The sequence below is a fragment of the Rhodococcus sp. OK611 genome, assembly GCF_003050885.1.
Lineage (GTDB): Bacteria > Actinomycetota > Actinomycetes > Mycobacteriales > Mycobacteriaceae > Rhodococcus_G > Rhodococcus_G oryzae.
This window is the reverse complement of record NZ_QAOZ01000003.1, coordinates 255,359-281,746: the sequence shown is the minus strand read 5'-3', so window position 1 is coordinate 281,746 and position 26,388 is coordinate 255,359. Positions and strand designations below refer to the sequence as shown.

The following is a 26,388-nucleotide window of genomic DNA, read 5'->3' as shown; positions in this document are numbered from 1 at the left end:
ACGTTCGCAGTGTGTGAAATGAGGAGATTCCATTGGTTCGGGTTGGCCCAGATTTCCGGGGCAGCAGAGGCAATCGGATCCCGACCGCGAGGCCCTGGTGTGACGCCGTCGCGGCAGTGTGCCGATGACGCGAAGGGGGCTGAGCGTGCTCCGGCAGCTCACCGCCGCGGATCTGACGGGCGTGATCCAGATCCGCAGCGGCGAGATCGCGTCAGCCGTCGACCCGCGCCCGCGCGGCCGCTGCGGCGTCGTGCCGGCCGAGAGCCTCGTGGGCGTCGCCCTCCATCAGCGCGACCCGGACCGCGAGCCGCGGTGCCTCGGTCACCCGCGGCGCGGCGTCGGCGAGCACCGCGAGGGCCTCCTCGTGGCGGTCGGTCGACAGCAACGCCTGCGCGACGACGATCAGTGCGCTGCCGGAACCGACGACGTCCTCGGCTGCGGCGTAGGCGTCGGAGGCGGCGAGCCCCGTCCGTACCGCCTCCTCGAACCGGCCCAGCTGGGACAGTGCCCGAGCCGTCGAGTCCTCGATGTCCGCACGGGTCCACGGCTCGGCGTGCTCGGCCGCAGCCCGCAGGTCCTCGAGCCCGTCCTCATCGGCGAACTGGCACCGAGCCCGCCCACGTGCGTGCAGGAGGTCGGCGAGCGCGTCCGGCTGATCGGTGAGTTTCCGGGCGTCCTGGACCGCGCCGTCGAGGGCTTCGACGGCGTCCTCGTCGTCGAACTGCATCATCAGAAGCCCGAGTTCCTTGCCGACCCGTGCCGCCACCGCGTAGTCCTCGCCCGCCCGGGCCAGCTCCCGGCCCTCGGCCCACACCGCGACCGCTGCCCCCGGCTCGCCGGCATCGCGCCTCGCGTAGCCGAGCCACAGCAGGGTCAGGGCACGAGATGCGGGCTCGGTGTCCCTGGCTTTCTCGATCTCCGCCACCGTCGTGAGTTCGTCGACAGCCTCGTCGGGGCGTCCGGACCGCACGAGCGTCACGCCGAGCCGGTAGCGGTGGCCGACGGACTCGGTACCGGCCAGATCCGCCTCGCGCACGGCCAGGCGCAGTCGGCCGGCCGCCTCGTCCAGCCGGCCCAGGTCGTCGCAGATCTGCGCGCTCAGGGCAGCCAGCGGGGCGGTCACGGACCGGGCCGCGTGGGCAACGGACAGGTCGAGTGCGGCATCGACTGCGGTCAGCGCCTCCTCGAACCGGCCGCCGCCCGCCAGCAGCTGGGCCAGCAACCGCAACAGCACCGTTCGGCGGCCGGGGGCGGTCGACGGAGTCAGTTCGGACTCGAGCCAGGCGAGCGCCGCATCCCCGCCCTCGGCGCCCAGGATCGTGTCGACCTGCTCGTCCAGCGGGCCCGCCCCCGTCACCTCGTCGACGAAGGCCGTCGTCGCGGCCGGGTCCGCCGAGGCCGGAGGGGCCGGCACAGCGTGTGTCGTGCCGATCGGCAGGTCCCAGCGTTGCCCAGCCAGAGTCCTTGCGGCGGAGACCTTCTCGCTGCGGCGCTCGGTTCCGTTGCGCACGTCGAAACGGGTCGCGAGTTCCTCGGCGGCACGCCAGGACGCCTGTGCCAGTTCGGCGACGGTCCAGGGGCCGGTGTGCGCGCCGAAGAACCGGCGCAGGGGCTCCGCGTCGGCCCCGCGGACGTGCTCGTGGCCGATCCCGGCTCGGTCTGCGGCCGTGCACGTCACCGCGAAGGCGGTGAGGGCGTCGAGGTGCGCGACCGCGTTGAGGTTGTCGTGCGCCAGCCAGCCGATGTGCCGCTCGAGCATCTCCAGCGCGCGCTGGGCGTTCCCGGTGACCGAGAGGAAGATCAGATGCTGCCCGATCATGTCGATGTTGTCGACGTTGCGGCGCGCGAGTCGGTAGCCCCGCATGTGCATCTGCTCGGCATCGTCGAGACGACCGACCTCGAGCAGCGGCACCAGCGTGTGGGCAATCGCCCGCTCCGGTTCGTCGGCGCACCCCATGTCCTGGTCCAGCATCTCCTGGACGACGGCCAGTCCGGCCTCGAGGTCCCCGCTGGCGAGCCGGAACTGGGCCTCCTCGGAACGAACGCACGCCTCGCAGTGGCTGTAGTCGTCGCGCGGGGTCCGTCCCAGCTCCTCCAGGTAACGGGCGGCCTCCTCGATCCGGCCCGCCTCGAATGCCTGCCAGAACCGGGTCTGCACCACCCCGGACAGGCCGACGCCGGCCTGCCGGTACGCGGTCTCCATCTGTTCGATCGACTCGGCGATCGTCGCCCGCGGGAACATCGGGTTCGAGGCGAGCGCGTCGGCGATCCACTTGTGGAACCACAGCAGGTCGTGGTCGTCGACCTCGGTGGGGAAAGTGGCCGGGTCGGCGGCGTTTCGCCCGACGCACCACGCGAAAGCGGTGAGCAGGGCGTCGGTGTCGCCTGTGATGGAGGCGGACTGGATCAGTCGCATCCGCACGGCGTAGGCGGCGGCCTCGTCGCCGTCCTCCTCGGCGAGCGTGATCGCCCGCTCGATGAGTTCGCGTTCCGCCGGTCCGTAGGACGTCGAGTCGATCTCGCTGATCAGTGCGTCGAGGGTGGTCTCAGTCGGCATGGTCGTCCTTGTCGATGGTGGAGGGGGAGTGCGGTCCGGGATCGGTGACGACGCCCGCGTCGAGACCGACGGACAGGTGCACGATGTCGGTCATGGCGTCGGTCAGGGCCGAACGATCGGCCGCCCGCAGCGGCCGGTGCCCGGCGAGCAGTGCCTGGACGTAGAGGATTCGCACCGCCCGCGACAGCACCGCATCGTCGTCGACGGCGGCGAGTGTACGCACCAACCGATTTCGCCAGTTCAGGGCCAGCCGACCGGAGGCGTCGGCACCGGAGGCCGCAGCTGCGTCCTCCACCCGGCCGAGGACATCGGCCCAGAATCCACCGACCGACTCGCCGGCCTGCTCGCGCCGCAGGTTCCGGAGCACCGCCTCGTCCGCGACGTACAGGGCAGGGACGGTTTCCGGCTGGAACGCCCGCACCGCGGTCGCGCAGTCGAGGTCCGCCAGGGCGGCGTCGGCACGCTCCTGCAGGCGGCGGGACGCAGCCCGCTCGGACAGCGGCGGCACGTCGAGGTGGTCGATTTCGTCTGCCACGGTGACGATCTCGACTGCGGCATCGGGCACGAACTCCGGCAGCCGGGCCGCGATCTCCGCGTCGTAGACGTAGCCGCCGTTGACGATCGGAGCGCCGGGGCGGGCGATCCCGGCCAGCTGCCGGAACTCGTCGACGGTCCGGGTGTACCGCACCGTGCCGCGGCGGGCGGCCTCGCCGAAGGTCGTCTGCCCCTCGGTGGTCTCGATCGGCAGGTGAGGGACGATGAACCGGGCCAGTTCGTCGTCGTGGAGGACGAGCGCCCGCAACGCCAGGTGGTGCACGGACAGGAACGCCGCCAGCCGGCGCGGCGACTCCGCCGCCAGACCGATGACCCAGCGGCGAACCGCGGCCCCCAGTTCGGCGCGAGTCTCCTCGAGCGCGGAGTCCTCGATCAGGGACTCGCGGGAGGCCGTCGGGTGCAGCCCGGTGGTGTCCACGACGGACCGCACGAAGAACGCCCAGTCCGGCAGGAGGTCGTCCATGCGCTCGGACAGCAGCATGCCGCCCAGGTAGACGCGGCTCGACTGCCGCTGGCCGGGGGAGAGCTGGAACGGCAGCACGAACGCGGTGCCCCGCGTGCCGGTGGACGGGACATGCAACGGAATCGTGGCGAAGGGCTCGGCACCGACGATCTCCCGGCCGAGCTCGCGCAGCTCGGGCGACGGGACTGTCGTGCGCTCGAGGAACGGCGCCGGTCGGGTCACCGTCTCGCCGGCCACGGTCACCCGCACCGGCAGGTGCCGGCCGAACCGGTCGGCCAGCTCGTGCGCCCCCACGCGCGATACGAGTCCGGCGGAGTCCGGGCGGGGGAACAGTTCGACCCGGGTTCCGACCGGCAGTTCGTCGGCGAGCTCGGTCACCGTGAACGTGCCGTCGGCGCGCCCGACCCATTCGACGGCGGGCGCACCGGTGGCCGACCTGGACCGGACCCGGATCTCGTCGCTCACCATGAAGCAGCTGAGCAGTCCGATCCCGAACTGGCCGAGACGGTCGGTGCGGGGCAGATCGAGGATGTCGCGCTTGGAACTGCGGCCCACCGTCGCGAGCAGCTCACCCACCTCGGCCGCGGTCAGTCCGACGCCGTCGTCCTCGACCGCGAACACGGCCCCGGCCTCGTCTGCGGGCAGCACCCGGATGGTGCCGACGTGGCCGGGCTCGTGGTCGCGACGAGCCGCGATCGCATCGCACCCGTTCTGCAGGAGCTCACGGATGAAGACCTGCGGCCCGGTGTAGATGCTCGCGCTGAGAAGCTCGATGATCCCGCCGAGGTGTACCTGAAATGGACGGCTGTCGCCGTCTGCTCTAGTAGTCATCGGGGACAGAGCCTATCGAGCGAATACGACATTTCAGCCAGGGGCGATGCGGCCCCTTGTCCTCCTGCGCAATCGGCGAGTTCTGCGGCCAGTAGTCATCGCGGGGGTGCACTCGAGGTGGCCGTCGGAAGTAGTTCAGTACGTCGCCGGGAGGCGAGAGTGCCGGACTGACGACCGCGGGGCTACCGCCTGAATCCGCGCAGAGCGCCACGTGTGCGGAGCGGATACCGATGACTTCGTCCGCCCCGAGCCGTCGTCGAGCGCAAACAGATCGTCCAACACCACACCATGGCCCGCCGCGGCGGCCAGGATGGCTGCCTCGACGCCACCCTGCCACTTCGGCCTTCTCCGATATCCGTGTAGCCACAACAGGTTGAGTCGTTCGACCTCGCCAAGACCGGTCAAGACCTCGTACCGCGATCCGTCAGCCGCACACACTGAGCGGGTCCTGTCCGACTGCAGCGTGAACTCTTCATCCAGCCGTCGAGGATTCCGTACGTCCCAGAGGGTCACGGCGCCATCAGCATCGGTCGACAGCAGATCTGGCACGTGACGGAAAACCATGCTCGAGAACGGATTCCCCCTCATACTCGGCGCGCCAGCGGGCATGATCCCCCGCTGTTCCTCGCCACATCTGCGACGCCCCTTCTTTGGGGCGACGCGCTGACAGCGCTGGTGCTCCCGGCCTTCGCGCTGAACGGAGAGTTCCTGAGCGCCATGGCCGTCGAGCAGCATGCCTGAGCCGACCATGTCGGGGCCGCGCTGGGAGGCGACCGACTCGCAGAGCTGAGCGAGCTGAGCGCACAGGTGATCGCCGCCTCGCGCGACTACGCGGGCAGACCCCGGCCGAGTGCCTGAGCGCGATCCGAACTGAGCCTCAGCGACCGAAAAGACGGCCGAAGAACCCGCCCCTACCCGACGCGAGCGGCGCCCACTCGAGGTTCCACAGCTCCTCGACCGTGATCCTGGCGAGGCGGCACACGAACTCCGTGACTACGACCTTCACAACGAGATGTACTCAATCGGTTGGGTACTCTCCTATATCTTCACGGGCAAGGAGTCGCTGAAATCGGGAAGCGACGAGGCGAGTCGGATCGTCGAGAAATGTGCTGCGACGCACGATATCTCGCATTGCTACGAGGCGGTGCGCGACCTGATCGCGGATGTCGAACGCTTGGACGCGAGTCCGGCTGACTCCACTGCGTGAGCAGCGACTCTCTCCAAGGTCACCGGCCCGAGCGTCCGGCGGCACAGCGCCACTCGACCATCGATCCTCCAGCCGGAGTTGTCGCCAGCATAGGAGCGGCAAGAAGCCCGGGACGGTTCACAATTGCCCGATAGTTTTTGCGGGCCGCGGGGGTTCCTCCGTCAACGGAAAGCGATACTTCGGTAGCCAAGCGACCAACGAACATTCAGAATGGAAGCAAACAATGCACAACACCTCGCACGTGCCAGATGCGACTCGCTTGGCACGCGACGGATTTTGCGTGATGCGCAGCGAGCTCCCTGAGGACCTGCGCGCCGCCCTTATCGCGGATGCGGACCGACACACTTTCACGACGCCTCACGCTCACGTCGGTGGCGCCTTCGCTATGACCTCACTCGAACACCAGGACCGCGCGCCGAGCCGAGCGAGCGGATGGATCGGCGACGCTGCGAGCGCTGTGGGCCTGGGTCCCTTCGCTCCGAACGAGGCGAGCTACCAGCGCTACCTACCAGGCGGCAACGGGATTCCACCTCATCGCGACCAGCGTTACTACGCGTCGTACATCGCGATCGTCACCCTGCAGGGCACTGCGACGTTCGCGATCCATGCGTCCCGCAATCACAGAGATGTCATCGAGCAGTGGACCACCCACCCGGGCGAGGTGATATTCCTACGGGGTTGGCAACCCGGACAGCCTCACGACCCTCGGCCCTACCACCGTATCGACCCACCAGATGACGTGCCGCGCCTGATGTTCCAACTCCGCCACAACCTCGCCGCGAGCACTCCGCCGTCTCCGCTGCTCGCCGAGCTCACCGACACGGAAGTGCTCCAATCAGCTGAACTCGCCGCTACCCGGCCCGCTCAACGAACATGACGTCCGCCGTAGAGGTCTCGACCGCGGTCAATTCGCCGCGCAACAACACCCGAAGCTGCTACGACCCGACCGGTGACCGCACCCACCCACCGACCGAATGGCCACCGTTGCCCGTTCACGAGGAACTCATCGCGCGCAACGCCGCGACACTGTCGGCGTTCGTGATCCGTGCCCGCCGCGTCGCGGCGCCGTCATCCAGGTGCGGAACCTACAAGAGACGACGGGTGTCGAGATGCAGCGAAGATTGACGGGACGCGCCCGCTACTTTGTCGGATCTCGGGAGGGTCGGCGAAGCCCGTCAAGATAGGTGTACCGCCGGATCGAAAGGTGGCGAATCTGCTACGCCATGACCCCACAACAGGCTCGTTCACGGACCGCACAGCAATGGATCCCACTCCTGCTCGATTGCATCGCGTCGACACGGCGAGAGACGATGCGCCTGTGAGTATCTCCGACAAGAAGGCTGCCGACCGCGATGCACTCGCGGACGATGGCGAACAGAACGTAGAAAGTGCATCTCGTCCGATCCCGTACGTGCCCGAGTCGCTTTCGGACATCGATCTTCGCCATGTGTGACCACCGCTGAGAAGGCTGTGTTTAGTCGGGGGGCGATGGGCAGACCCTGCGGTCATACGTCAACGGGGCATCCGGGTACTTCGAGCACTCCCTGGACGCCTACGGACGCGCCGGCAAGCCGTGCCCGCGTTGCGGCACGCCGATGGTGCGCGAGACCTTCATGAACCGCGGTTCGCACTGCTGCCCGAGGTGCCAGCGACGGCGCTGACGCTCGTGTTCAATGCCGGGAAGGATGTCGAGACTTGGCGCGTGAGCGCAGTCGCTTCTGGCTCTGTGGCTCAGGTCTACGTCAACGCGGAGTGAGCGAGCGATCGGCGTGTAGCGCGACGTGAACGTGTCCGTGGCTTGCAGGCGCTGCTGCTTGACGCCGGAGCGCCTCGGGTCGCGGTGGCGTCCCGGCGGATCTCAACCTCGAGCGGATCCGGATGAGCTGTGGGTCAGAGACGGGCAGGTCTCAGCGGCTCAATGACCTGGGCCTCGGAGCGCTCGCGCAGCTTGAGTAGCGCCTCGTCAAGGCTCGAGCCGAGCAGGTGGAGGGTGTTCATGCCGCGCGATTCCCACACCGGAAACTCCTCGTCGGCATTGCGGCTTGCGACGTCCCAGAGGAGAAGGTCGCCGTTCTCGCTCCAGCCGAAGACTTCGAGTCGCTCGGCGAGGTCCCAGCTACCGTCGGGCTCGATCATCCAGTCGAATTCCTCCTCTTCGCCGTCGCGGAACACCGTGTGGAAGTGCTCGGTGAGGTTCGCTGCACGGGCCCGCCCGTCTGCGAAACCGGGTTGCACGGGCGGGTAGATGAGCCACAGGCCGAACGTGCGGGCCCAGCCGCAGGAGCGAACAAACTCGCGGTAGCTCTGGGGGTACCCGCCGCCGTCCGGGAAACGGAACGAATCGAGTGCCTCGAAGTCGACATGCTCGAACGAGGGGGATTCAGGCGCGGGGACACTCATGACTCGATTATGGTCGGGTTGCGGGAGCCACACCCCTGGAGCCAGATGGAGTGAAGGCGGCGACCGTCAGTCCCACACCAGGAACACGACGCGTTCGTGTCCGGACACTGCAGGGATCCGGCAGTACTCCTCGCCCGACATCGGACGCCAGTTGACCGTAGACATCGCAGGTAGAGCTCAGGATCGCGTCGAACCGCGCTAGTTAAACTAGCGTCGCGTTTCGCTAAATCTTCGCTGCAAGTCGACACCAGCACCGGATCTGCTCTCAGGACGCGATCGGCCGTCCTGGTTGACGATCGTCAAACAGGACAGGCGAGTGAAGCAACCTTTCACATGCTCTCGAACGTCTACATGAATGAGGACGGTTGAAGGGAGGGTTGTATGGGTGTCGAAGATCTGGAGTCGTGGGTATCGGGACAGTTCGCTGGGGCGGCGCACCGGCTGCAGGTTCGGCTTGGTGGTTGGGCAGATGGCGAGGACGCGGTTCAGGAGGCGTTGGTCCGAGCCTGGCTGAGCACCGAGCGTGGAAGTCCCATCGGTTCGTTGGCGCCGTGGATCACGACCGTCGCACACAATGCGGGCCTGGACGAGCTGCGTCGCCGCAGAAGGGAAGAGGCTGCGCTGCGGCGTGCCGCGCTGTATGCGCAGTCGCCGGTCGTCGACGCGGATCGATTCTCGCGGTTGGACGAGGTAGCGGAGGCGGTCAAGGCGCTTCCGCCGCGACAGGCACAGGTACTCGTCTTGCACTACTACAGCGATCTGAGCGTCGCTGATATCGCTGCCCGCCTAGGGATCTCGGTGAGCACGGTGAAAAGCACCCTGCATCGAGCACGCGCGACGCTTGCGACCGTTTTGCCCCACCCCACACGAGACAGGAGCACAAGGATGAACGGCTGGACCATTGCGGGTAGCCACCCCGCCGATTACTCGTTCGACAAGACGACCGAATCTGTCGGTGGCAAAGCTATTGCTCGACTGCGGTGCACCGCTGATTCGCCACAGGGTTTCGGTACCGCGATGCAGAACATCGCCGCCGACGAGTACGTCGGGTGTCGGATCAGGTTCGCCGGCTCCCTCCGCGGCGGTGATGTTGGAGGGTGGGCGGCACTGTGGCTGCGCATCGACGGGCCCGCCGGGGTCGAGGCATTCGACAACATGCAGGACCGTGCGGTGCGCGGCTCTACCGGGTGGATGAGCGTGGAGATCGTGTTGGATGTTGTCCCGCAGGCCCGCGGCATCGCCTTCGGTGTACTGCTATCAGGTGCGGGAGCAGTCGATATTTCAGGCTTGACGTTTGAGAAGGTCGGAACCGATGTACCGACGACCGGCCCCACAATCACCGAACCAGTCAATCTCGACTTCAGCGGCTGACCACTGTCCTGATCCAGGTAGAACCGGCGATGCGGTGCGGACCTGAATCCGTCCCGCTCACTGGTCGTCAAACAGGACAGAGCAACGGCTAGATCGGCGAGGCGACCATGGAACAGGGCGAAGGTCCCAGCTAGCCGCCGAGATACCCAGTCTCAGGGTTGATCTGGCTGAGGAAGTCGCGGATTGACTCGCGATGTTCGTCAACCGTTATCGGCTCAAGTGCGGACGGGCTGCCTGCTCGATCTTGAATGCTGGGGTAGGCCACCCATTGAAAGCTTGAGAATCCGTACCCTTTGTTCGGTCCGGATACCCAGTCATAGTCACAGGCGCCTGGTTCCTCCGGGCGCAGTTTCACAGCGAAGACCTCCCCGTCGACCGTTAGGGTAAACGGCCCATCGTTTGCCGTCGGGCGCCGTGCGCCTGACGGCTCGTTGTGTTCGTCAGCATTCATGCTTCGCTCCTGTCATGCGAGTGAAATCTCTGCCCCGAACGCTCTCATTCCGAGTTGATCCGTGTTGCTCGCCGATCGTCGAACAGGCCACCTCGCGTCGGGATTGAGGCGCTATCGCGACGTGCCTGCCTGCCCGCCCGCCCGCCCGCCCGAGGAGAAGCGGGTACTGCGTGTCGGCAACGCCTTGTCTTTTCCGTTGTTCAACTGGACCAAGCTCAGTTGCGCTGCGCTCTGGAGCGGCCCCGCACGATGCCATCGTCCTCGTTCAGCTCGCCAGACATCAGTGCCCCGCGGTCCGGGGGAGCGTCGTCGATGTCGTTTTCGTCCAAGACTCCGGTCGTCATCGCTCTCTACTGTGAAATCAGCCGAGGACAACGGGTCCTCGCGGGCCGAGAAGGCCTGTTTCTTTCTGAGAGTTGGGGAATGTGATGACGCGCGAGTTGGTATGGACGGGTTTCATGTCGGTTGACGGTGTGGTGGACTCCCCGGGCGGCGAGGCGGAGGGGCACCCGAGCGGTGGGTGGGTCGCCCGTACGAATTTCGTGCCTGAGGCCTTCTCTCTGAAGGGTGAGGAACTGGAGGAGACGACGGCGCTGCTGTTCGGTCGGCGCAGCTATGAGGCGTTCGCCCCGCTCTGGGTGGAGTCCGAGGATCACGTGAGCTACAAGGACCTGCCCAAGTACGTGGTGTCGACGACGCTGGGCGACACAGCACTCGTCGAGGGGTGGGGGGACACAACCATCCTGCGTTCGGTCGAGGATGTGGCTGGCCTGAAGGAAACCGACGGCGGCGCAATTTTCATTCACGGCAGCGGCGAACTAGCGCGCGGGCTGGCCGACGCAGGTTTGATCGATCGCTACAACCTGCTGGTGTTTCCGGTGGTGCTCGGCGCTGGCAAGAACTTGTTCGGGCACATGAGTCGGCCTGAGCAGCGGCTCGAACTACGTGATTCAGCTGCCTATTCGAACGGTGTGGTCAAGGTCGTCTACGACGTCGTCCACTGATCCGCCCAGCGCGATCGCACCGCCGATGCCGCCCCTGAGTTGACCGGCTGTGCGGCCCACGAAACGACGCAGAGCGCGGGCGAGGTGTGGTTCGTCGTAGTAGCCCAACGACGCGACCACGTCGGCGACCGGCCGACCGGCCACGAGCAGTTCGCCAGCGCGTTGGGCACGTTGGATCTGCTCGACGCCACCGCGGGTGAGGCCGGTTGCGGCGCGGAACCGCCGCTCGAGGGTGCGGTTGGTGGCGAACGAGGGATTGCCGGCTAGATAAGCCGACACCAGTGGGTCTCTCGTGAGTGTCCCGTTTCGTACGAGGTGGCCGATGAACGTTTCAGCGTCGTCGGGGTGGGGGATCTCCCATCGACTGCCGTCGAGCCAGAACCGTCGAGAGGTGGTGTCGGGTAGGTCAATGCCGGAATCGACCAACGTCGAAGTCGGCGTCATCCGCAGAGAGGAGCCGACGGCGAGCTGGATGCCAGTGAACTGGGCGTTCTCGGGAACCGGAGCGGTGCTGGATCGGGTTTCGGGGCCGACGACAGCCGCGGAACGCACCCCGTCTTGCTCCCAGAACACCAGTCCCCACGTCTCGCACGCGACTGCCGTCATTTCGTTGACGTCTTCGCTGCGACTGGTCCATACCGACGATATCCACGGCGAGTCGGACGTGCGCGTCTCGTTGTGTAGCCCCACGGTGCTTACCCTACGATCAATGTGTCGCAACATCGATTTGTGTCGGTGACGAACCTTTCCGCCCCGCCAGGCCGAGATCGACGCGGCGGGCGATGTTCTCCCGCTGCGAGCATTCTCCGCCGGGAGTAGTCCGGCCCGGAAAGCCGCCACGCCAGACTCAGTCATCAAGCTCCGGCAGCTGTCCTGTTTCGGGAAAGGTAAATGAGACGGTTGCTATGGTCGACTGATGATCGAGATCCGACAGGCATGGCGGTGGCTGCTCCAGCAGCCCGTCTAACCATATCCACGGGCTGTACGCAGCCCGCGACGTCATCCGACTTGAACGAGGTTCGTACAGTCCCTGACCATCCAGGAGCCGTACGTGACTTCCCTCGCCACCACCGTCGAACGCAGCGAGCAGCTGCGCGCCGACGTCGCAGAACACCCGCATCGATACCGGATCCTCACCGGCGAACGACCCACCGGCCCACTGCATCTGGGGCACTACTTCGGGACCATCGCCGAACGGGTCCGCCTGCACAACCTCGGCGTCGACACCTTCACCATCCTCGCTGACTACCAGGTCATCACCGACCGCGACGCCATCGGCCAGGTCCAGGAGAACGTGCACAACGCTGTGCTGGACTACCTCGCCGCCGGCATCGACCCGGAGCGGGCGACGATCTTCACCCACTCCGCGGTGCCGGCGCTGAACCAATTGCTCCTGCCGTTCCTGAGCCTGGTCACCGAGGCCGAGCTGCACCGCAACCCGACCGTCAAGGCCGAGCACGCAGCGTCCGGTCGGGCACTGAGTGGCCTGTTACTCACGTACCCGGTTCACCAGGCGGCGGACATCCTGTTCTGCAAGGGGAATCTCGTGCCCGTGGGCAAGGACAACCTGCCGCACGTCGAGATGACACGGGTGATCGCCCGGCGCTTCAACGACCGCTACGACCACGTCTTCCCGGAACCGCAAGCACTGCTCACGTCCACGCCAGAAGTCCCCGGCCTCGACGGCAGAAAGATGTCCAAGAGCTACGGCAACGCGGTCACGCTGTCGATGACCTCCGACGAGACGGCGGCCGCGATTCGGCGCGCCCCGACAGACTCCGAACGACGCATCACCTTCGATCCCATCGGTCGACCGGGTGTCTCCGCGTTGTTGACCACCGCCGCACTGTGTTCCGACCGAGACGAACACGAACTCGCCGACGAGATCGGTGACGCCGGCGCCGGCGCACTCAAGAAGCTCACCACCGCCGCCGTCAACGAGTTCCTCGCTCCACACCGCCAACGCAGAACGGCCCTGGCCCAAGAACCAGGGCACATCCGCAGCGTCCTTCGGGACGGAAACCAACGCGCCGTCGAGATCGCGGAGCGAACACTCGACGAAGTTCGCACCGCGATGGGAACGACGTACTGACCCACCCTTGAGGCGGATGCCTGGGGTCCTGTTTGTCGATCGTCTTACGGGACACTGATCTCACGCGACTAGTCGGTGGCTGGGGCGGCGCAGTCGATCTAGGTGATGGTCGTGTCGGCCGGCGCGGGGTTACCGGTGCATTCGCGGCCGTCGCTTCCTTGCGGCGATCGGCGCCGAGGTTCTTGGATGCCGAGGCAGGGTCGTCGAACGGCAGCGGCAGTGGCCCGCCCGCGTGCAGGGCCGCCAATGCGGGTGCAACCCAGGGCAGGTCGGCGATGTCCCGAACTCGTACGCCTTGCTCGCGCACCATCGCGCGACCTCGCGCAGCCGAAGGTCCTCCATCTCGACGAGTGTGAGGACCGGGGCCCGGTCGTACATCGCAGGAGGGTGTCGGTCACGATCATCGTGACCGACACCCTCCGGTGCAGTGGCGTGACCTGAGCCTGTAACGCCAGCTACACCGAATCAGACAAACAGACCGTCCATTACTTTCACGGGGGATAGATCTGCATGAAGCGTTCAATGTTCGTCATATCTGGTGTACTGGCCATCGGATTGGGCACCGTCGTGGCTCCGACAGCAGCCGCCGAGTGATGAGACGGCTTCGCAGAGCACTGATTCCGGCGACCCTAGCGGCCTCAGCACTTGTCTTGTCGGCCCCCACTGCCTCCGCCCACCACCAGGAGTGGACACCCCTGCCGACGGCACACACCCTCGGCCGAGGCAACTCGATCCCGTGCAGCGGTCAGATCACCGGCACCGTGCAGACGCCACACGATCGGCCGGGAATCGCGCTGGTCACGCTGTCCTGGACGCCGTTTTTCACCAGCCCCTGCGCGATCACGGCCTACGTGAACTTCTGGAACACCGCCACCCATCAGGGCGGCACGATGCTGGCGAACCTGACCAATGAATCCAGTGGCCTCGCCACTCCCCGCGGGAACTGGAATCAGCAGATCAGCATCCCGATCGGCTCCGGCCCCGCCGGCCTGACCGTGACCACCGAGGCGTTCAGCACCGGCAGCTTCGACCCGAATCGGGTGATGACCCGGTTTGTGGTGGCCTGAGACGACGGGGGACCGCGTCCGCCCCAGCGCCGAGGCCGTTCAGAGGCGCCTCACGGCGGGCGTAGTGCGCAGCTCGGATCGCTGGAGTGGCCGGCGAATCCGCTGCATCGACCCGCATAGCGGGAAACGCTCGGTCTGACCAGGGCAAGCCAGAACTAGCACGGTTCGCCTAGTCGGCCCACCGGGGGTCGAAGTCCGGATGATCCGCGTATGTGGCCGCAAGTTGCACTAGAAGTGGCTTGCCCCCGTGGTTCTCCTCGTCAGCGCCCGGGCGAAGATCCCAGTTCGATTCTCGATACACGCGGTCGACCAGCCCCCGCTTGAACGAGACCTCCCGTAACGCGCGCGCCGACTGACTTCCCCCGTTCAACTCGGTGATCGCCGCGCGCTCATCTTCGGCGAGCCTTGCCTCGAGGAACTGGACGATGTTCATCGGTTAATTCTCCACACCGCAAGTCCGAGAATCGTCGGATGCGAACCATTCCAACGAGTGTCCTGTTTGACGATCGTCAAACAGGACACCGGATCTTGCACTCTCGCGGCGAGTCGACCGAGCCGATCGAACGGGCTTCCAGTAGGAGTGCGGTATGGCGCTCAATCCAACGCGCCCCGGAGAAGACAGCGTCATGACGTCGCTATCAGGGATAGTCCCAGCGGATCTCGCCGTCCTCAACGACTGGCACCCACCCCGCACAGTCCGTTCCTTGTTCAAGCGCCGAAGCAGTGCAGTCGAGCATGGCTTCGATCGAGTCCCACTGGAAGGCTGCACCCCCGTCCTTGTAGAACAAGATAACGCAGCCGCTGCGGTCGCCGCCACGGGTGTCGACCGCGAGGTAATCCCCGGCGCCGTCCTCTCCAATTGGGATGAAGGCAGGCAGGTAGGTCTCGACCCTAGTTCCCGCCGGTTCCGCCATCAGCACGTCGGTGCCACCGAGATCGTCGGTGTTGTCCTGCGATGACCGAACCATCTCGTCGTGGAGCTCGACAGCCCAAGCAACGGAGATCGGCTGGTTGGTGGGAAGGACCCAAGGGCTTGGGGGGTTTGGATGACCGCCGTTATGCAGCGCGAACCACTCGTGTAGTTCCCCAGGCCAGGTCTGGCCCGTTGCCGCTTCGGCCGCGAGCACGGCCTGCGGGTCGGCCGGCGGAAGCAACCTCGTTGTGGTCGTCGGGGCATGCTGCTTGCACCATCGGACGATCCGGGCCCAGTTTGACTCAACACTCATGCAGCCGAAGGTATCCGCGGAAGCATCGAACCTCAGCGAATCACACAGAACACGAACACTGAAGAGAACGGCTCCTTATTGCTGGCGGAAGTCCTGTAGCTCATTCGTCAAACGGGACAGCACTTACGAGGGCTTGAGTCCCGGCACTGAACACGAGCGTCAGCGCCGTCGCTGGCACCTCGGGCAGACGTGCGAACCGCGGTTCATGAAGGCCTCCCGCACCATCGGCGTGCCACAACGCGGGCACGGCTTGCCGGCGCGCCCATAGGCGTTCAGGGAGTGCTCGAAGTACCCGGATGCCCCGTTGACGTATGACCGCAGGGTCTGCCCATCGCCCCCCCGACTAAACGCAGCCTTCTCAGCGGTGGTCACACATGGCGAAGATCGATGTCCGAAAGTGCTTGGGCACGTACGGGATTGGACGAGATGCACTTTCTACGTTCTGTTCGCCATCGTCCGCGCGTGCATTGAGGTCGGCAGCCTTCTTGTCGGAGATACTCACAGGCGCATCGTCTCTCGCCGTGTCGACGCGATGCAATCGACCAGGAGTGGGATCCATTGCTGTGCGGTCCGTGAACGAGCCTGTTGTGGGGTCATGGCGTAGCAGATTCGCCACCTTTCGATCCGGCGGTACACCTATATTGACGGGCTTCGCCGACCCTCCCGAGATCCGACAAAGTAGCGGGCGCGTCCCGTCAATCTTCGCTGCATCTCGACAGCTGGACGAACGGCCCGCCCGGGGTCCCGCCTAACAGTCCTGCATGCAAGTCGCTGCGGTGTGCTTCCGGTGTCTCCTACGCGATGCGTCGTTCCTTCCGCAGACCTCGCAGACAAGACCGAATACCTGACTGCCGGAGTGAGTACGGGAGTCGACGGCTTCCTGCAAAGAAAATTCGATCGAGGAAGAACTCCGCACTTGTCCGGCCAATGCTCTGCGATAATCTTCGAGTGGGACAACCCGGGCACGACGCGGCGACACTGCTGGACGATGCAGGGATCGAACTTAGTCCCGGCTTGACCGACGCCGAATTCGACTCGATCGACGAACGCTTCGGATTCCGATTCAACCCGGACCACCACAGTCTCCTCGCGACAGCCCTACCGCTGGGCGACCGCTGGCCGGATTGGCGCAATGGTAGCGACCTCGAGTTAAGGACCTGGCTGGACAGCGTGGCCGAAGGGTTCATCTTCGACGCACTGAACCAAAATCCACCCTTCTGGCCTGCATCCTGGGGCGAGTTACCCTGCGCACCTGAGGATGTAGCCACGACCGTGCACCGAGAACTAGCGATGTGGCCTCGCCTCGTCCCTATCTTCGGGCACCGGTTCACCCCCGCAGCGCCCTCCCCGGCGGGATCGCCGGTGTTTTCCGCGTGGCAAACCGACATCATCTACTACGGGGCCAACCTCGTCGAGTATTTGACCAACGAACTGCCATTCGGCCAGGGACGAAAAGCGCTCTCACCTATCGTCGTGCGAGTGCCGTTCTGGTCACGGTTCGTCGAGTCGGCAAATAGCGCCGACTCGATTTGATCGGTCCACCAGGGCAATAATCGTTATCGAGATGCAGCGCAGACTAGCGGGACACGCCCCGCTACTTTGACGGATCTCGGGCGAGTCGCCGAAGTCCGTCAAAGTAGGTGCGCGGCCCGTGGGACGCGAGTTGCGCGGTGGTGACGACTTGCAGCGAGGATTGGCGAATCGCGCCGCTGGATTGACTGGTGGCCCCAGCTCGCTGCGATCTAGGAAGAAGGCATGACGCCGGAGTCACAGCGGCGCGCGAGAACCCTCCCAGGCAGCTCGGTCCCGCCACAGGCTGTGGTGGCGGGACCGCCGCCGCGTTACAGCGGCGTGGTTATCGGTGCCTCCGGCGCCCAGGTGACCGCGGTGGTCCCGGTCAGCAGGTAGTCCGTGATTGCCGTGTCGACCGTGGTGTTGTCGCCCTGGATGGCGGCGCCGTGGTCCCCGCCTTCCACGGTGACCAGGTGCGCGTCCATGTCGCGGGCATGTTGGGCTCCGCCGTCGTAGGGCGTCTGCGGGTCCCGCAATCCCTGCAGCACTAGGGGCGCCGTGGCCAAACCGTGGTTGCCGATCTCCGGTAGCGCGGTCACCGGCAGCGCCCCTGCGCACCCCGGCCCCGCGCTGTAGCCGTAGCCGATGGCGTCGAACAGATCGCCGGTGACGAACGTCGAGAAGAGCCAGCCCGGGAGCCGCTCCGGGCGTGGCGCGACCGCGTTCTCGTTGCAGAGCACGACCGCCTGCATCATCTGGGTCCGGACAATCGAGTCGAGTTTGTCGGCAGTGAAGTCGCCGGACACACCCTCGGGAAGCGCCCCTGTGCCGTCCCGGATGACGCGGGCGACCATCGGCCAAGTGTTCCGGGCGGGCAGCACTTGGCGTGTGAGGGCATAGGTGCTCGACGCGGCCTGGGTGTGGGCCGAATCGCCGAGTCGTCGCAGGAACGCCTCGAACTGCACCCGGGCAGGGCCAGTCAGGTCCACACCGGCCCGGTACGCGGCGGCGACGCCTTCCAGGCCGGGTGGGACGTCCCCGATCCTGGCCGGCGGGGGCGCCAGGGTGGGATTGCCGCCCGCTTCCTCGACGATGCGGTCGGACCAGCGCTGGTACACCTTCAGCGGGGTGTCGCCGAGGCCGTAGGTCGCGTCGTTGGCCGCGATCCAGTCCATGAGGTCGTAGAAGCGCGTCTTGTACCCGTCGTTCTGGTGCCACAGGACGTCGTTCCACATCCAGTCGCGATCGACCGCCGAGTCGAGCACCATGCGTCCCGTGTGCTGCGGGAACAGGGTGGCATATGTCGAGGCGAGGATCGTGCCGTACGACAGGCCGTAGACGTCGATCACACCGACACCGAGCGCAATCCGCACCTGTTCCCAGTCACGGGCGGTGTTCTCCGTCGTGATGTGCGCGGTGGCGCCGGGCGTCGCGCCGTCGCACGCCAGCCGCGCCGCCCCACCCGCGAAGCCGACGTTCATCGCGGCGAAAAGCTCCGGGGTGACGGCGCATTCGACCGCCCCAGCATGCGCGAGACCCCGCGGCTGCACACCGATGAAGTCCCACTGCCGGCGGATCTGTTCGGGAAGCGCCTGCGCGAACATGCTGTTGGACGCGATCGCGTCGCCGCCGGGCCCACCGGGGTTGGTGAACAGCACGCCCCGCCGGGCGACCGGATCCTCGGCGCGGTGACGGGTGACGAGGACATCGATCGATCCGGCCGTCGGATTCGCATAGTCGCGCGGCACCGTCACGGTTCCACACTGGTCGGTGTCCGGATCGAGCGCGTACTCGACGGGGCACGGGCCCCAGGCCAGCTCCCCGCCGACCGGGTCGGCGGCAGCCGACGGTACTGCGACGGAAGCGAATCCGACCGTCACACCGATCGCGACGACACCGAAGCGAGCACCCCGACCAGTGCGGGACTGCGACTTCCGAATACTGTTCCCCAAGTTCAGCACATCCACGACGGTACTGCGCGCGAACGCTTTTCGGCCAATCGCTCGCCGCCGACATCGTTAGCCTATTCGCGCGATGGGCCCACGCGAACGCCACCCTGATATGGGGTCGGCGCGCGGGATCTCTCCCCCGAGCAGTGGTCTGAACTCTTTGCGATCGCCGATCAATGCGCTCCGGCCGCCGACCGGAAACGGATCGGGTACGGGCGATGACACACCCCAACGCCTCGTTCTCTGCCGAAGGGCGCTGACGGCTCGTCGACCGCTGCCAGACGCCCCGGCTGCCGCAAGTTGGCAACGGCGCCGGCGCCGGCGGTGAACGGATGACGTGATCGCTATTGCACTCCTCCCAGTCGTGAGCGGCCGGGCTTCCTACGCAGCCTCGGCTGGACGGTCGAGGTCTGTTCGGCGGGTTCCTGTTTCACCGGAATCTCCTTCAGAACCGCCAATGGACGGCGTTCAGTCATCCCTGCGCGGCAGGCTCTCCGATACCGAAGCCGTCCTCGACCCCGTACACCACCTGACGTGTGGATACCGGAACCAGGTCATTCGTAGAGCTAGGCGCAGGCCGCACTTGAACCGACACCACGGAGTTCGATCACCGCACACTGTCGGGCGCGCGTATGCCGACTACGCCTGACTCATTTCAGCAGTCGGCCCGCTGCCATCAAACAGTCCTTGTTACCCGTCCTGCTCGCTGATCCTGCGAGAGCACCCTATCCAGGACCCATTTCAGCGTGGTCCCATCGGCAGATCTCGCGATCGCGGGCTCTCTCGACGACGCCTCCGTCAGGCACGCCGGATGCACAACGAAAGTTAGCTCGCGATCACACCGGCGGGCCGTGCTGCGACCTGTTGAGCGGCCCGCCGGTGCGTGTTGTACAACGCCCACCAGGTGCGGCCAGGGGTTACAGCGCATGCGGATCCACACGCGAGGTCGCACCGGCCGCGAACCGGATCTACGACTTGTCACATGACGCCCGTCTCAACAATCCGTCAGATGTCCGATTTTGTCTCAAGTTTCGGTGTCCGCGGCAAATGTTGCCGCCCGCGCCGAAAGATGAGACAACGACCATGGGATACGCGGCGGTTGAGACGGTATCGATATCCCACGTTGAGACACGGTGCATAAAGTAAGGCTCAGTTACCTTCTTTTAGTGGCGCCGGCGCGGACATCTTGCCGCTGTTTCGTTCCGCGCATGCCGCTTCCGAACGCAACCCCACGGGCGGCATATCGTCCGCATATCGAAAATTGCATACACGCTGGCAACACCGCGTTGTCTTGACTTTCGGCATGTCCTACAGCGACCTGGGTTTGATCGACAGCGAAGTGATCGCGGAGCGACGCGTCCGAGCGCTCGACGATTCGTCACCCTCGGCCGTCCCGACCACTGGGGTCAGAGTTTTCGGATGCGGTCACGACGAAGCCGTTTTGTTCCGCGAGATGGGACCCCGCCTCGGGCTAACGCCAAGCATCACCGAGGAAGCGGTCAGTGAAACCAACGCTGAACTGGCGCGTGGCAACCGATGCATCAGCGTGAGCCACAAGACGCAGATCGACAACTCCACGCTGCTGGCGCTGAGCCGAGTCGGAGTGGAGTACATCTCCACCAGAAGCGTCGGGTACGACCACATCGACGTGGAATTCGCGGCGAGCATCGGCATCTCGGTCGGCAACGTCGACTACTCGCCCGACAGCGTGGGCGACTACACACTGATGTTGATGCTGATGACCGTACGCCACGCGAAATCAATTGTCCGCCGCGCCGATACGCATGATTACCGGCTGAATGAGACGCGCGGCAGGGAGCTGCGCGACTTGACCGTCGGGGTGATCGGAACAGGGCGCATCGGCACAGCAGTCATCGACCGGCTGCAGGGATTTGGCTGCCAAGTGCTGGCACATGACAGCGGGCCTCACGCCTCCGCCGACTACGTTCCGCTCGATGAACTGCTGCGGCAGAGCGACATTGTCACGCTCCACACTCCACTCACCGCGGACACACACCATCTCCTCGATCGCCAACGCATCGACCAGATGAAGCACGGCGCGTACATCGTCAACACGGGTCGCGGACCGCTGCTCGATACCGAGGCCCTCCTCTCCGCCTTGGAGAGCGGCCGGTTGGGCGGCGCGGCGCTCGATGTCGTCGAAGGAGAGGAAGGGATCTTCTACGCCGACTGCAGGAAAAAGCTCATCGAGAACAAGGCCCTGGTGCGGCTACAGCGCCTGCCGAATGTGCTGATCAGTCCGCACTCCGCCTACTACACAGACCACGCCCTGAACGACACCGTCGAAAACAGCCTCGTCAACTGCCTCAACTTTGAAAGTGGGAGAACAGCATGAGCAGATTGAAGGTCGGGGTCATCTTCGGAGGGGCTTCCGAAGAACATCCCGTCTCCATCAAGTCGGCGCGAGAGGTGGCAAGAAATCTCGACACGGAGAAGTACGAACCGTTCTGGATCGGCATCACGACCGGCGGCGAGTGGAAGCTCTGTGACGGCCCCGACGCGGATTGGGAGAATCGCAGCGCCCGTCCCGCCGTGCTGTCACCCGATCGACGTGTGCACGGCCTGCTGGTCATGGAGCAGGGGGGCTACGAAACCGTGCGCCTCGACCTCGTCTTCCCCGTACTTCACGGCAAGCTCGGCGAAGACGGCGCGATCCAAGGCCTGTTGGAGCTCGCCGGCATCCCCTACGTCGGCTGCGACATCCAGGGCTCGGCTGTGTGCATGGACAAGGCCCTGGCCTACACCGTGGCCAAGAGCGCGGGAATCGCCACGCCGACCTTTTGGGTTGTCGCGGAGAACGAGAAGGTCGACGCCGATCATCTTCGCTATCCGGTCTTCGTGAAGCCGGCCCGTTCGGGTTCATCTTTCGGCGTCAGCAAGGTCACCCGTGAAGACGAGCTGCCGAACGCGCTGAGCGCGGCGCGACAGTACGACTCGAAGGTCCTGATCGAAGAAGCCGTGGCCGGCAGCGAGATCGGCTGCGCGGTCATGGGTGAACTATTCGGCCTGATCACTGGGGAGGTGGACCGCGTCGACCTCTCGCACGGATTCTTCAGGATCCACCAGGAGGACTCACCCGAAACGGGATCGGAGAACTCGACGTTCATCGTTCCCGCCGACATCTCCGACGAATCGCGCCGGCTCGTCCAAGAGACCGCCAAGGTCATCTACCGCACCCTGGGCTGCAAGGGACTTGCCCGCGTTGACATGTTCCTCACCGACGACGGGCGGGTGGTCCTCAACGAGGTCAACACCATGCCCGGCATGACGTCGTACAGCCGGTACCCGCGGATGATGGCCGCCGCGGGGCTGCCGATCTCCGACGTGATCGACCGGCTCATCTCGATGACAATGCACGGGAAGAAGCGATGAACGACGACTTCGTCTACGTCGACGACTGGGTGCCCGGAGTCCGCTGGGATGCCAAGTACGCCACGTGGGACAACTTCACCGGCAAACCGGTCGACGGCTACCTCGCGAATCGAATCGTCGGCACCCGGGCCTTGTGCGCGGCCCTCGAGCAAGCACGCGAGAAGGCAGCTTCCCTCGGCTTCGGATTGCTTCTCTGGGACGGCTACCGTCCTCGACGCGCCGTCGACAGCTTCCTACGCTGGTCAGAACAGCCGGAGGATGGCCAGACGAAGCAGCGGCACTATCCCAATATCGACAGACCCGAGATGCTCGAAAAGGGATACGTGGCAACCCAGTCGGGCCACAGTAGGGGCGGCGCCGTTGACCTGACGCTCTATCACCTTGCGACCGGTGAACTTGCTCCTATGGGTGGCGACCACGACCTCATGGACCCGATCTCACGTCATCGAGCGCGAGGAATCAAGCCAATCGAGTCCAAGAATCGTGAGCTTCTTCGTTCCATCATGGAGGACTGCGGATTTGATCGGTACGACTGCGAGTGGTGGCACTACACGCTGAAACGCGAACCATATCCAGATGTCTACTTCGACTTTCCGATCACGTGATGGGTCTCCATTGTGTCTCGCAGTGGGGGCGTTTGGCGACCAACGACGAGGTCGTGATGCGGCGCACACGCCCATCGGGGCTGGAGGTCTTCTTGCGACACACCGATCCATCGAAACTGTACGACTGGGCCTCCGACGGATACCCCTCGAGCGAGGAGTACCTGTTCTGGTCCCGCAAGGTCTGCGGCTTGGCGTGTCTCCAGTCCCTGCTCCACGGCTGGACTGACGTCCGACTGTCGATGGGCGAACTCCTTGCGCTGGCCGTCGAGTGGGGTTGCTATGTGGTGGAGCCTTCGGGCAAGGTCCACGGCCTGCTCTACAGGCCATTCATGGCGTGGGTCAGCACACAATTCGGATTCGACTGCCAACTGGTCGAGCACACCCCGATTCAGGTATCGGCCCGAGAGCTGCGGCCCGGGCAGGTCATGATCGCTTCGGTATCACCCGAGATTCGCGATCCCAACACCTACGAGCCGCGACGAGGAGGCCATCTTGTGCTGATCTATGCAGTCGACGATGGAGTGGTGCGTTTTCATAATCCGTCGGGCTACTCCCACAATTCAGACTCTGCATCGCTGCCCATGCATGTGTTCGAGCGGTTTCATGCCAACCGAGGAATCTTGGTCAGAGGGGCATCGTGATGCTGGCTGGCGAACCCGCACCGCGCGTCGTTGTCGCGGGCGGCCATTCAGCCGGGCACATAGAGCCCACGATGAACTTCGCCGACGCGCTGAGCCTGCTGGAGCCCACGGCCGAGATCACCGCGCTCGGCACTGTCCGTGGCCTGGACACCACGCTCATCCCTGCCCGCGGCTATTCGCTCGAACTTATCCCGCCCGTGCCACTGCCGCGCAAGCTGAGCCGCGATCTGCTGCACACGCCGGGCAGACTGCGCGACTCCGTCCGGGCGACCGGAGCCGTACTCGACCGCGTGCGGGCCGAGGTCGTGGTGGGCTTCGGGGGCTACGTGGCCATGCCCGCTTATCTTGCCGCACGCCAGCGGGGAATGCCGATCGTCGTCCATGAGGCGAATGCCCGGCCTGGAGTGGCGAACCGACTGGCGGCCCGGATGACGACCCACGTATTTACCGCCGCGCCCCGTGTCCACCTGGCTCACGCCAGCGCGATCGGCATCCCGCTGCGGCCGGCGATCACCAGGCTCGACCGGGCCGCGCTGCGCGAGGCGGCTCGGCAACGGTTCGGCCTGCGCCTGGACGAGCCGGTACTGATGGTCACTGGCGGTTCGCAGGGAGCTCAAGCGATCAACGCCGCCGTGGCCGGCGCTGTAACAGCGTTGCGGGCGGCCGGCGTGCAGGTGCTGCACATCACCGGGCCACAGCGCATGGTCGAGCCGCCCGACGGCGACCCCGGCGACCCGCCCTACGTCGTCGTCCCGTACGTCGATGAGATGCAGTACGCCTACGCCGCAGCCGACTTCGCGATCTGCCGCTCGGGGGCGATGACGTGCGCCGAACTCGCCGCTGTCGGCTTACCGGCCGCCTATGTGCCGCTGCCGCTGCGCGGCGGTGAGCAGCGCTTGAACGCCGAGGCGGTCGTTGCTGCCGGCGGGGCAGTGATCGTCGACGATGCCGATCTCAACGCAGGATGGATCGAAACCACTCTGATCCCGCTGCTCGCCGATACCGAGCGGAGAGCGGTGATGTCGGCTCATGCGTTGGCAGCCGGCGCACCCGACGTGGGTTCGCTGCTGGCCCGGCACGTGCTTACGGTCGTCGCTGAGCGGCGGGCAGTCGCACTGCGACGGAGAGCCCGCCGGCAGCTCGGGGGCTGAGCGTGAGGGATCCGTCGTGTGCCTGAGTGATGCTCTTGACGATCGCCAGGCCAAGGCCCACCCTCGCATCGTCCCCGCGGGTCCGAGCAGTGCCGCGCTGAAACGGCTCGGTGAGTGTCGAGACCAACTGTGGACTGAGCTTGTCGCCGGTGTTCTCGACCGTGAGCATGACGGACTCGGGGCCGATGGCGGTGCTGATCTGCACGCTGCCGTGCTCGGGGACGTTGTGGACGATCGCATTGTGCAGAAGGTTCGTAGTCAACTGCAGCAAGAGTGCGTGTGAGCCGATGACCGGCGCGATGTCCCCCGAGGTCTCGATGCTGACGCCGTGCTTCTCCGCGAACGGGAGGAGCGTCTCGGCGGCTTCTTCCGCGATGAGCGACAGATCGACGTCTTCTCGGCTGAAGGACCGTTGGTCGGTACGGCTGAGCAGGAGCAATGCCTCGGTGAGCTCGATCGCCCGTGCGTTGACAGCGCGGAGGCGTTCGTCGAGCTCGCCGCCGTCGCGGTTCGGATCGTTGCGGGCGACATCGAGAAGGGTTTGTGTGATCGCCAGCGGGGTGCGCAGCTCGTGGGAGGCGTTGGCGGCGAATCGCTGCTGCGCGGCGTCTCGTGCTTCGAGCTGTGCGAGCATGGCGTCGAAGGCATCGGCAAGTTCACGGAACTCGTCGTTGCGTCCCTCCAGTTCGATCCGGTACGACAGCGAGCCACTCCCCGCCTCCCGCGCGGCGCGCGTAATGCGCGTCAACGGGGCAAGCATTCGGCCCGCGAGAATCCAACCACCGACAAGGCCGAACACCAGCAAGAACCCGAGCGCCAAGATCGCTGCTGGGACAAACACCACGGGACCGAAGTTGCTCGGGTCGAAGACCCGGGCAAAGTCGGCCAGATCAGGGAATTGGAAATTCGTTGACCGCCCTCTCAGCAGGAAGACCCAAACCGCCGCAAGGAGCAAGACACCGGCGAGCATGAGGAACCCGGCATAACTGAGAGTGAGTTTGAGGCGAACGCCCAACCCAGGCGCTCTATCCACCGTCGCCGCCGCCTCTGGCGTCCGGTTCGGTATCGATGCGGTACCCGACCCCCGGCACCGTGGCGATCAGCCACGGTTCGCCGAGCCGCTTGCGCAACGTCGAGACCGTGATGCGCACGGCATTCGTGAACGGATCGGCGTTCTCGTCCCACGCCCGCTCCAGCAACTCCTCGGCGCTGATCACACCGCCCTCGGCAGCGACGAGAACTTCGAGCACCGCGAACTGCTTCCGGGTCAGCGCGACGTACCGGCCGTCCCGGTAGACCTCGCGACGGAACGGGTCCAGCTGCAGACCAGCGATCTCCCGCACGGGCGGCCTGCTGTGCGCGCGCCTGCGGTCGAGGGCCCGGAGACGGAGCACGAGCTCCTGCAGCTCGAACGGCTTGGTGAGGTAGTCGTCGGCACCGAGCTCGAACCCGGAGGCCTTGTCGTCCATCCGGTCCGCGGCAGTGAGCATCAGGATTGGTATGCCGCCACCGGAAGCGACGATGCGCTGGGCGATCTCGTCACCGGAGGGGCCGGGGATATCACGGTCGAGGACGGCGATGTCGTAGGCGTTGACGCCCAACAGATCCAGGGCAGTGTCCCCATCACCGGCGATGTCGGCGGCGATCGCTTCCAGGCGCAGCCCATCGCGGATGGCTTCCGCCATGAACCGCTCGTCCTCGACGACCAACACACGCATGCTCGCCATGTTAGGCGGCCGCGTATATCGCCGGCGTATCAAAAATCGCCTTCGGGCTGGCAACAGCGCATTGCCTTGATTGAGCAGTGTGGGCCAGACCGCAGCACGACCGAAGACCCGCAGGACTCCCAGACCGACCATTGTCGGCCTGGTCCTCGTCATCTTCGCTGTGACCGTCGGGATCGTCGTAGACCG

23 protein-coding genes and 2 pseudogenes are annotated in these 26,388 nt (G+C 65.6%); 13 read left to right on the top strand and 12 right to left on the bottom strand.

Going from position 1 to position 26,388, the window contains the following annotated elements; translation table 11 throughout:
- Positions 1 to 211: 211 nt before the first annotated feature.
- Both C8K38_RS26805 and C8K38_RS05185 read right to left on the bottom strand, forming a co-directional pair.
- Entirely contained in the window at positions 212 to 2,557 is a 2,346-nt protein-coding gene (locus C8K38_RS26805; protein WP_097210879.1) for a hypothetical protein, read from the bottom strand.
- Positions 2,547 to 4,406: an HSP90 family protein gene (locus tag C8K38_RS05185; protein WP_097210878.1), complete on the bottom strand. Its 1,860-nt coding sequence runs from the start codon at positions 4,404 to 4,406 to the stop codon at positions 2,547 to 2,549. The genes C8K38_RS26805 and C8K38_RS05185 overlap by 11 nt, the downstream gene beginning before the upstream one ends.
- A gap of 1,430 nt (positions 4,407 to 5,836) precedes the next feature.
- On the opposite strand from C8K38_RS05185, the gene C8K38_RS05170 reads away from it, so the two are divergent.
- From C8K38_RS05170 to C8K38_RS05160, 3 genes and pseudogenes are all read left to right on the top strand, one after another.
- Positions 5,837 to 6,490: a hypothetical protein gene (locus C8K38_RS05170; RefSeq protein ID WP_143548401.1), complete on the top strand. Its 654-nt coding sequence runs from the start codon at positions 5,837 to 5,839 to the stop codon at positions 6,488 to 6,490.
- 441 nt (positions 6,491 to 6,931) lie between these two features.
- A complete protein-coding gene (locus C8K38_RS27525) occupies positions 6,932 to 7,066 on the top strand; it encodes a hypothetical protein (RefSeq protein ID WP_257017210.1) in 135 nt (44 codons plus the stop codon).
- A 58-nt stretch (positions 7,067 to 7,124) separates the two neighbouring features.
- Positions 7,125 to 7,274 (top strand): annotated as a pseudogene (locus C8K38_RS05160) (zinc finger domain-containing protein); the annotation flags it as partial.
- A 229-nt stretch (positions 7,275 to 7,503) separates the two neighbouring features.
- Here C8K38_RS05160 and C8K38_RS05155 read toward each other — a convergent pair.
- Positions 7,504 to 8,013, bottom strand: coding sequence for a hypothetical protein (locus C8K38_RS05155; protein WP_097210873.1), 510 nt, complete (start codon positions 8,011 to 8,013; stop codon positions 7,504 to 7,506).
- 381 nt (positions 8,014 to 8,394) lie between these two features.
- Here C8K38_RS05155 and C8K38_RS05150 point away from each other — a divergent pair, with 381 nt between their 5' ends.
- Positions 8,395 to 9,384, top strand: a complete 990-nt coding sequence (locus C8K38_RS05150; RefSeq protein ID WP_097210872.1) for an RNA polymerase sigma factor — start codon at positions 8,395 to 8,397, stop codon at positions 9,382 to 9,384.
- 130 nt (positions 9,385 to 9,514) lie between these two features.
- On the opposite strand, the gene C8K38_RS05145 is transcribed toward C8K38_RS05150, so the two are convergent.
- Both C8K38_RS05145 and C8K38_RS27520 read right to left on the bottom strand, forming a co-directional pair.
- Complete coding sequence (locus tag C8K38_RS05145; RefSeq protein ID WP_097210871.1) at positions 9,515 to 9,835, bottom strand: hypothetical protein; 321 nt, start codon at positions 9,833 to 9,835, stop codon at positions 9,515 to 9,517.
- A 215-nt stretch (positions 9,836 to 10,050) separates the two neighbouring features.
- Positions 10,051 to 10,179, bottom strand: coding sequence for a hypothetical protein (locus tag C8K38_RS27520; protein ID WP_257017209.1), 129 nt, complete (start codon positions 10,177 to 10,179; stop codon positions 10,051 to 10,053).
- An 84-nt stretch (positions 10,180 to 10,263) separates the two neighbouring features.
- Between C8K38_RS27520 and C8K38_RS05140 the strand changes: the two genes are divergently transcribed.
- Positions 10,264 to 10,839 (top strand): dihydrofolate reductase family protein, encoded by a 576-nt coding sequence (locus tag C8K38_RS05140; RefSeq protein WP_097210870.1) that lies wholly within the window; start codon positions 10,264 to 10,266, stop codon positions 10,837 to 10,839.
- On the opposite strand, the gene C8K38_RS05135 is transcribed toward C8K38_RS05140, so the two are convergent.
- Positions 10,786 to 11,694 (bottom strand): helix-turn-helix domain-containing protein, encoded by a 909-nt coding sequence (locus tag C8K38_RS05135; RefSeq protein ID WP_258195853.1) that lies wholly within the window; start codon positions 11,692 to 11,694, stop codon positions 10,786 to 10,788. The genes C8K38_RS05140 and C8K38_RS05135 overlap by 54 nt on opposite strands.
- Before the next feature lie 196 nt (positions 11,695 to 11,890).
- On the opposite strand from C8K38_RS05135, the gene trpS reads away from it, so the two are divergent.
- Together trpS and C8K38_RS05125 are read left to right on the top strand one after the other, a co-directional pair.
- Positions 11,891 to 12,931: a tryptophan--tRNA ligase gene (gene trpS / locus C8K38_RS05130; protein ID WP_097210868.1), complete on the top strand. Its 1,041-nt coding sequence runs from the start codon at positions 11,891 to 11,893 to the stop codon at positions 12,929 to 12,931.
- 650 nt (positions 12,932 to 13,581) lie between these two features.
- Positions 13,582 to 13,998: a hypothetical protein gene (locus C8K38_RS05125; RefSeq protein WP_097210867.1), complete on the top strand. Its 417-nt coding sequence runs from the start codon at positions 13,582 to 13,584 to the stop codon at positions 13,996 to 13,998.
- 169 nt (positions 13,999 to 14,167) lie between these two features.
- Here C8K38_RS05125 and C8K38_RS05120 read toward each other — a convergent pair whose 3' ends face one another.
- The 3 genes and pseudogenes from C8K38_RS05120 to C8K38_RS27515 all read right to left on the bottom strand — a co-directional run.
- Positions 14,168 to 14,431: a DUF6221 family protein gene (locus C8K38_RS05120; RefSeq protein WP_097210866.1), complete on the bottom strand. Its 264-nt coding sequence runs from the start codon at positions 14,429 to 14,431 to the stop codon at positions 14,168 to 14,170.
- Positions 14,432 to 14,636: 205 nt separating this feature from the next.
- On the bottom strand, positions 14,637 to 15,224 hold the full coding sequence (locus C8K38_RS05115; RefSeq protein WP_097210865.1) for an SMI1/KNR4 family protein: 588 nt from the start codon (positions 15,222 to 15,224) through the stop codon (positions 14,637 to 14,639).
- A gap of 159 nt (positions 15,225 to 15,383) precedes the next feature.
- Positions 15,384 to 15,539, bottom strand: a pseudogene (locus tag C8K38_RS27515) (zinc finger domain-containing protein); the annotation flags it as partial.
- Between the two features lie 633 nt (positions 15,540 to 16,172).
- Here C8K38_RS27515 and C8K38_RS05105 point away from each other — a divergent pair.
- Positions 16,173 to 16,757, top strand: coding sequence for a hypothetical protein (locus C8K38_RS05105; protein ID WP_257017207.1), 585 nt, complete (start codon positions 16,173 to 16,175; stop codon positions 16,755 to 16,757).
- 308 nt (positions 16,758 to 17,065) lie between these two features.
- On the opposite strand, the gene C8K38_RS05100 is transcribed toward C8K38_RS05105, so the two are convergent.
- Positions 17,066 to 18,616, bottom strand: coding sequence for an alpha/beta fold hydrolase (locus tag C8K38_RS05100; RefSeq protein ID WP_306455723.1), 1,551 nt, complete (start codon positions 18,614 to 18,616; stop codon positions 17,066 to 17,068).
- A 1,372-nt stretch (positions 18,617 to 19,988) separates the two neighbouring features.
- Here C8K38_RS05100 and vanH point away from each other — a divergent pair.
- From vanH to C8K38_RS05075, 5 genes are read left to right on the top strand one after another with little or no spacing between them, the layout of a single operon-like run.
- On the top strand, positions 19,989 to 21,041 hold the full coding sequence (vanH, locus tag C8K38_RS05095) for a D-lactate dehydrogenase VanH (protein ID WP_097210862.1): 1,053 nt from the start codon (positions 19,989 to 19,991) through the stop codon (positions 21,039 to 21,041).
- Positions 21,038 to 22,078, top strand: a complete 1,041-nt coding sequence (gene vanO / locus C8K38_RS05090) for a D-alanine--(R)-lactate ligase VanO (RefSeq protein ID WP_097210861.1) — start codon at positions 21,038 to 21,040, stop codon at positions 22,076 to 22,078. Before vanH ends, vanO begins: the two co-directional genes overlap by 4 nt.
- The gene (gene vanX / locus C8K38_RS05085; RefSeq protein WP_097210860.1) at positions 22,075 to 22,683 is read left to right on the top strand and encodes a D-Ala-D-Ala dipeptidase VanX; all 609 of its coding nucleotides are present in this window, start codon (positions 22,075 to 22,077) and stop codon (positions 22,681 to 22,683) included. The genes vanO and vanX overlap by 4 nt, the downstream gene beginning before the upstream one ends.
- Positions 22,684 to 22,715: 32 nt before the next feature.
- Entirely contained in the window at positions 22,716 to 23,324 is a 609-nt protein-coding gene (locus C8K38_RS05080; RefSeq protein ID WP_097210859.1) for a hypothetical protein, read from the top strand.
- On the top strand, positions 23,324 to 24,475 hold the full coding sequence (locus C8K38_RS05075) for a UDP-N-acetylglucosamine--N-acetylmuramyl-(pentapeptide) pyrophosphoryl-undecaprenol N-acetylglucosamine transferase (protein ID WP_097210858.1): 1,152 nt from the start codon (positions 23,324 to 23,326) through the stop codon (positions 24,473 to 24,475). The genes C8K38_RS05080 and C8K38_RS05075 overlap by 1 nt, the downstream gene beginning before the upstream one ends.
- Here the strand turns inward: C8K38_RS05075 and vanS-O are convergent.
- Both vanS-O and vanR-O read right to left on the bottom strand, forming a co-directional pair.
- The gene (gene vanS-O / locus C8K38_RS05070) at positions 24,408 to 25,508 is read right to left on the bottom strand and encodes a vancomycin resistance histidine kinase VanS-O (protein WP_097210857.1); all 1,101 of its coding nucleotides are present in this window, start codon (positions 25,506 to 25,508) and stop codon (positions 24,408 to 24,410) included. The genes C8K38_RS05075 and vanS-O overlap by 68 nt on opposite strands.
- Entirely contained in the window at positions 25,501 to 26,193 is a 693-nt protein-coding gene (gene vanR-O, locus C8K38_RS05065) for a vancomycin resistance response regulator transcription factor VanR-O (protein ID WP_077043363.1), read from the bottom strand. The genes vanS-O and vanR-O overlap by 8 nt, the downstream gene beginning before the upstream one ends.
- Between the last annotated feature and the right edge of the window lie 195 nt (positions 26,194 to 26,388).